We start from the raw sequence: 6,116 nt of genomic DNA, 5'->3' as shown, positions 1-6,116 counted from the left end.
TTCCCGTTCAAACTGAGCAAAGGACAACAGCACGTTCAGGGTCAGTCGGCCCTTGGATGAGGAGGTATGGTGCGGGCGAGGCCACAGAGACTGAAGCGGAAACTGTTGAGATACCAGACCCCGCAACGCCGGCAATCACCCAGCCGGGCGATCTCTGGGTTCTCGGAGATCACCGCATCTTCTGCGGGGATGCCCTGCAAGCCCAGAGCTACGACACCTTGTTGGATTGCGAGAGCCCGCAGATGGTCTTTTCCGATCCGCCTTACAACGTGCCGGTCAATGGGCATGTCCGCTGTGGCACCGGTGGCGATCATCGCGAGTTTGCCATGGCGTCAGGAGAAATGTCTGACAGTGAATTCCGCAGCTTTCTTTCAGGCGTGATCACCCAGTTGTTTGGCCGTCTGCCACACGGGGCATTGCGATGATCTGCAAGGACTGGCGTCACATTGAAGAGTTGATTGCGGCGGGCAAGGCAGGTGGATTAGACCTCATCAACCTCTGCGTCTGGAACAAGACAAACGGAGGCATGGGCAGCCTTTACCGCTCCAAGCACGAGCTGGTCGCAATCTTTAAGAAACCCGGTGCTGCGCATATCAACAATGTCGAATTGGGCAAACACGGGCGCAACCGCACCAATGTCTGGGATTACGCCGGTGTGAACAGCTTTGGGGCAGGGCGCGAGGTCGATCTTTTAGATCATCCCACTTTAAAGCCAACGGCACTGGTGGCAGACGCCATTATGGATGTGAGCTGTCGCGGCGATGTTGTGCTGGATACTTTTGGCGGGTCCGGCGCGACTCTGCTGGCCGCTGAGAAAACAGGACGCCAGGCGCGCTTGATTGAACTCGATCCGGCCTATGTTGATGTCGCCATCCGCCGTTGGCAGGAGTTGACTGGCGAAAGCGCTGTGCATGCGGTCACTGGCCAGATGTTCGATGCACTTTCTGCAGCAACCGATACCACCTCAGAGCAGGAGGCGGATCATGTCTGAAGATACGAAAGAGTATGCGGTGGGCTACGGTAAACCGCCCAAAGCAACCCGATTCAAGAAAGGCCACTCTGGCAATCCGAAAGGGCGGCCGAAAGTTGCCAAAGGGGTGAATGCCAGCTTGAAACGCGAATTGGAAACCAAGATTACGATTCGCGAAGGCAGCCACGAAATCCGGATTTCCAAGGCGGAGGCAATTGCCAAGCGGCTCACGGCTGGCGCGTTGAAGGGCGACACGAAATTGTTGATGGCGCTGCTGAAGCTGGACGCAGATCTGTTCAACACAAGTGACATGGACGCGCAAGAAACCGTCCGTGCGGTTGAGCCGGACGCTGTCGACTACGACATCCTCCGGGATTTCTTTTCCAGTCACCCGGATGGTGACGGCGGTCCTGAAGATGAGGAGGCCAATGATGTCGGCTCCTGATCCCAAAATGGTCCGGCAGGTCGCTCGCGAGGTTTGCCAGGATAATTTCTTTCCCTTCGTGTGGCGTGTGTTTGGCACGCTGCACCAGGGGACTGACCGCGGCTTTGATCCGGCTTGGCATGTGCGTGCTATGTGCCATGAGTTGGACAACGTACGCATCGGCGAGAACAAGCGTTTGATCATCAACATTCCGCCCCGGTGCCTGAAATCGGTCACCGTGGCCGTTGCCTATGTCGCTTATCTTCTCGGTCATAACCCCAGCGCCAAGATCATTGTTGCCAGCTACGGGCTGGATCCGGCGCGCAAGCATTCCGAAGATTGTCATCGGATCATGTCTGCGCGCTGGTACCGGGAAATGTTCCCTGAAACGGTCTTGGCTAAAAAGGGCAACACCTCAGAAGAAATCCGCACCACAAAGGGAGGCAGCCGTAGGGCTGTTTCCATCGGCAGTTCTGTGACTGGCCATGGCGCTGATTACATCATCATCGATGACCTGCTGAAAGCTGGAGATGCGGGCTCCGAGGCCGAGCTGGTCAAGGCACAGGAGTTCATTGAGGGGACCTTGCTGTCGCGCTTCGACAACCCGGCCGAAGGGCGTGTGGTTAGGGTTGCACAGCGGCTGCACGAGATGGATCCGCCGGGTTATCTGCTTGAACGTGGGACCTATCGGCACCTGAATCTGCCTGCCATCGCCGAAGAACATGAGACGGTGCCTCTCGGGCGTGGAAGGGTCATGTGCCGCAAACCGGGTGATCTCCAGTGCCCGTCCCGTTTGGATCAGAACACGCTGGATACAAAACGTCGTGAAATGGGCGCAGCTGTGTTTAATTGCCAGTATCAGCAGAACCCGATTGCGCCAGATGGCTCGCCGCTGCGCTGGGAGTGGTTCGGCACCTATGAGACCGTCGAAGATCGTCGCTGGTTCCAACTGGTTGTTCAAAGCTGGGATACGGGGATGTCTGCGGATCCCCGGTCCGACTTCTCAGTCTGTACGACCTGGGGGTTCCGAGAAAATGCGTGGTACCTTCTCGACATCTGGCGTGGGCAGGTGGACTACCCAGACCTGAAAGCCAAGGCTCTGCAGCTTGTCGGTCACTGGGATCCGGATCGAGTTCTGATCAAGGATGCCGCTTCTGGCAAACCGCTTCTGGACGACTTGTTTCGTGATGACCGTCGGCGCTATGAACGCGTTAGACCTGACAATGACAAGGAAACCCTGTTCCAGTCCGCCTGCGGTCCTTTCGAAGAGGGCAAGGTGTATCTGCCTGCAGACGCGCCCTGGCTGGCGGCGTTCAAACGGGAACTGCAGTCCTTTCCGCGCGGACGCAACAGCGATCAGGTCGACAGTTTTGCCCATTTTCTGAACTGGTCCAAGGGAGTGGGGTTCTATCGGGCGCTCGGCCATGATCATCAGATCAACATCGAACGTCGCGAGCGCCGTCGCGAGCGGATCAGACGGCGGTAGAAGAAAAATCAAAGTTCGAGGCCGATAGTCGGCCTTGAACCGTCCTACGAAACCTTGGTCATTGGGCACGAACGGCGGAAAGCGGTAGTTCGCTGCGTGAGCAAACAGGTCTTCACAAAGATTGAAAGCTGCCATTCAATTTAGGGTTTTTACTCAGTCAATTAGCTGCGAGGGCATGACAGCAAAAACCCTTGGTTCACTAACGGATCAATTCCCATTTTACACTCAATGAAATGTTCAGTTTTCGACAAAACTTTAGCAACTTCATCATCTCTAACCACAGACAATTTGAACGTCGACAATACGATAGTAAGATCAAGGCCGTTCTCACCAGAAAGCGATCAACGTGTCTCGGCTCAAACTCGAACATCTACAGACGTTTCTTGCTGTTGTACGCTTCGGTAGCGTCAGCAAGGCAGCGGAAGTGCTTAACCTGACGCAGCCTGCCGTGACTACGCGCATTAAGTCGCTGGAGGACGCCTTGGGGACGTCGTTGTTCGAACGTGAAAGCGCCGGGATGCGCCTGACCAAGCGTGGGGATATGCTGGTCCACTATGCCGAGCAATTTCAGCACCTTTCCGATCTGGTCGAAGAGCACGTTGTGGACACGAGTGCCGTTGACAGGTTGATCCGCCTTGGCGTGTCCGAAACCATCGCACAAAGCTGGTTGCCCGAATTCGTCGGCGCGTTGCGCGCAAAGTACCCCTCTCTCAAGATCGAGATCAGCGTCGACATTTCATTGAACCTACGGGACCAGTTGCTGGGGCGTGAAATTGACCTGGGTATCCTGCTCGGGCCGATCTCAGACTACACGGTTGACAACGTGGTATTGCCGGATGTGCCACTGGCATGGTTCCAGGCGTCGGGTGGACCTGTTGGAAAAGATGTTGATCTGGCTGGCATTCCTATCGCGACCTACGCCAAGAACACTCGGCCGTACCGGGAATTGAGGGCCGCTCTGTTCGAACGATTCGGTTCCGGAATCTCCCTGTTCCCGTCCTCCTCATTGTCATCTTGTTTTCGGATGGTTGAGGCTGGGCTGTGCGTAGGCGCCCTCCCGATCTCGCTGGCGAAAAAAATGGTGCAAGAGGGAAAACTGGTCGAATTCAACCCGGGATGGGTTCCCGAACCCCTTCAATTTTCTGCGTCTTATCTGGGTGATCCACGCAACCATCTGCTTGAGGCTGCAGCGGGTATTGCCAAGGAAATAGCACTTCGACAAGCATAAAAAACTTTTATGTAGAAACCAAAAATAATACAATTTGATTTTATGCCTCGGTCACACGAACGTATTCCAAATGAGGGAGGCGTCGTGATGAACGATCTGTTTGAGCCACTAAAATCTGCGACAACTGAGTCTGTACGCGCGCAGATCAGGTCACAGGCCTATCGCGGGCACACTGCCGGTTTGGGCGGAAATACCCTGCAGGCCAACCTGGCGATTTTGCCTGAACCTTACGCGTTGGATTTCATGCGCTACTGCCAGCGAAATCCAAAACCCTGTCCGATTGTTGGTGTTTCCGACACAGGCAATCCGAACATGGACACCTTGGGCAGTGATATCGATATCCGCACCGATACTCCGGCCTATTACATTTACCGCGATGGCATTCACACCGACACGGTTCATGATCTTGAGAACCTGTGGCGTGATGATTTTGTGGCCTTCGCATTGGGGTGCTCGTTTACCTTCGAACATGCATTGCAACAGGCCAAAGTACCGCTCTGGCACATCGAAAACGACCGCACTGTGCCAATGTTCGCGACCAGCATCCAGACAGTAAGATCCGGTCCGTTCGAGGGACCCATGGTCGTCAGTATGCGGGCGATCCCTAACGAAAGGGTCGACGAGGTTGTCGAAATCTCGCGCAAGTTTCCTTTGGCGCACGGCGGTCCAGTGCATTGGGGCGATCCTGCGATCATAGGGATCGCCGACATTAGCAGCCCCAATTGGGGCGATCCGGCTCCGGTCCCAGACGGAACCACGCCAATGTTTTGGGCTTGTGGCGTCACACCACAGGCTGCGATCAAAAATGCCAAACCTTCAATCGCGATCACACACAAGCCGGGTCACATGCTGATCACCGACATCGCTGATGACGCCGAAACACCAATCTACCAATCAAAATGATGCAACAGGGGAGAAACCAGATGAAGAAACTCGCAACAACACTCGGCGCACTCGCTGTTTCAGCAACCGCTGCAATCGCCGACAATCCCGTGGTTCTGAACGCAGTCGGAACTTGGTCCAGCCTCACGAATTACCAGAAACATGAAGAACCTTTCTTTAACCAGCGGCTTAACGAGACTTCGGGCGGAGAAATAGTCGGAAAGATCCAATCGCAATCCGGTTTGGGGTTAAAAGGCTTCGAGATCATGCGCATGGTCAAGAACGGCGTCTTTGACTTTGCATTCGGGTTGCCCGGCTACGTCGCTGCTGAAAATGCGATTTTCGAGGGTGCCGATTTGTCTACCCTGACACAGGATATCGAAACTCAGCGACAGGTGGCCGACGCCTACTTCGACACACTGTCCGCGGCGTTCGAAGAAATCTACAATGCCAAGCTGTTGATGCTGTACCCGTTCCCAAGCCAAACCTTGTGGTGCAACGCCGAAGTGAACGGGATTGCCGATCTGGAAGGCAAGAAAATCCGTGTCTATTCGACGACCTTGGGTGATTTTGTCGAGGGCGTCGGGGGCACATCCGTGACCGTCGCTTTTTCTGAGGTTATCCCAGCATTGGAGAAAGGTGTCGTCGACTGTGCGATTACGGGGACGATGTCAGCCTATACAGCCAAGTGGAACCAGGTCGCCACCCACGCTTATACCTTGCGTGTCGGTTGGGGTCTGGCATTCGGAGCCATGAACCTGGACAAATGGAACAGTCTGTCGCCCGAACAACAGGCACTCTTGGAAACCGAACTCGCAGTGCTGACGGACTCCATGTGGGCCGAGACTGCAACCGAAGATGACATTGCGATTTCATGCATCACTGGCGGCACATGCGAGATCGGAGAAGCCGGATCCATGACGCTCGTCGAACCCACTGCAGACGATCTGACCGCACGGGACAAGATCGCGACCGATGTCGTGCTGGCCCGTTGGGCAGAACGCTGCGGCGCCGATTGCGCGGCAAATTGGAATGAAACCGTTGGCCCGATCCTTGGCCTGAAAGCCGAAGCCAAGTAATCCGGCCTATTCAGTGGGGCGGCCGAATTCCCGCCGCCTCACCACAA

Annotated in this window: 6 protein-coding genes and 1 pseudogene; all 7 read left to right on the top strand. The window is 55.4% G+C overall.

Annotation, left to right across the window (positions count from 1 at the left end):
- Window positions 1-425, top strand: a pseudogene (locus ACR0L9_RS20165) (hypothetical protein); the annotation flags it as partial.
- Window positions 422-991 (top strand): DNA-methyltransferase, encoded by a 570-nt coding sequence (locus ACR0L9_RS20160; protein WP_480896550.1) that lies wholly within the window; start codon window positions 422-424, stop codon window positions 989-991. The pseudogene ACR0L9_RS20165 and the gene ACR0L9_RS20160, both read left to right, overlap by 4 nt.
- Window positions 984-1,415: a DUF5681 domain-containing protein gene (locus tag ACR0L9_RS20155; RefSeq protein WP_480896549.1), complete on the top strand. Its 432-nt coding sequence runs from the start codon at window positions 984-986 to the stop codon at window positions 1,413-1,415. Before ACR0L9_RS20160 ends, ACR0L9_RS20155 begins: the two co-directional genes overlap by 8 nt.
- Window positions 1,402-2,880, top strand: a complete 1,479-nt coding sequence (locus ACR0L9_RS20150) for a phage terminase large subunit family protein (RefSeq protein WP_480896548.1) — start codon at window positions 1,402-1,404, stop codon at window positions 2,878-2,880. The genes ACR0L9_RS20155 and ACR0L9_RS20150 overlap by 14 nt, the downstream gene beginning before the upstream one ends.
- Before the next feature lie 346 nt (window positions 2,881-3,226).
- Window positions 3,227-4,108, top strand: coding sequence for a LysR family transcriptional regulator (locus tag ACR0L9_RS20145; RefSeq protein WP_480896547.1), 882 nt, complete (start codon window positions 3,227-3,229; stop codon window positions 4,106-4,108).
- 87 nt (window positions 4,109-4,195) lie between these two features.
- A complete protein-coding gene (locus ACR0L9_RS20140) occupies window positions 4,196-5,011 on the top strand; it encodes a putative hydro-lyase (protein WP_480896546.1) in 816 nt (271 codons plus the stop codon).
- Window positions 5,012-5,031: 20 nt separating this feature from the next.
- Window positions 5,032-6,069 carry a TRAP transporter substrate-binding protein gene (locus ACR0L9_RS20135; protein ID WP_480896545.1) on the top strand — a complete coding sequence of 346 codons (1,038 nt, stop codon included), beginning with the start codon at window positions 5,032-5,034 and terminating at the stop codon, window positions 6,067-6,069.
- Window positions 6,070-6,116: the final 47 nt, after the last annotated feature.

It is taken from the genome of Ruegeria sp. I3, assembly GCF_056532525.1.
This window is presented reverse-complemented; position numbering and strand designations above follow the sequence as displayed.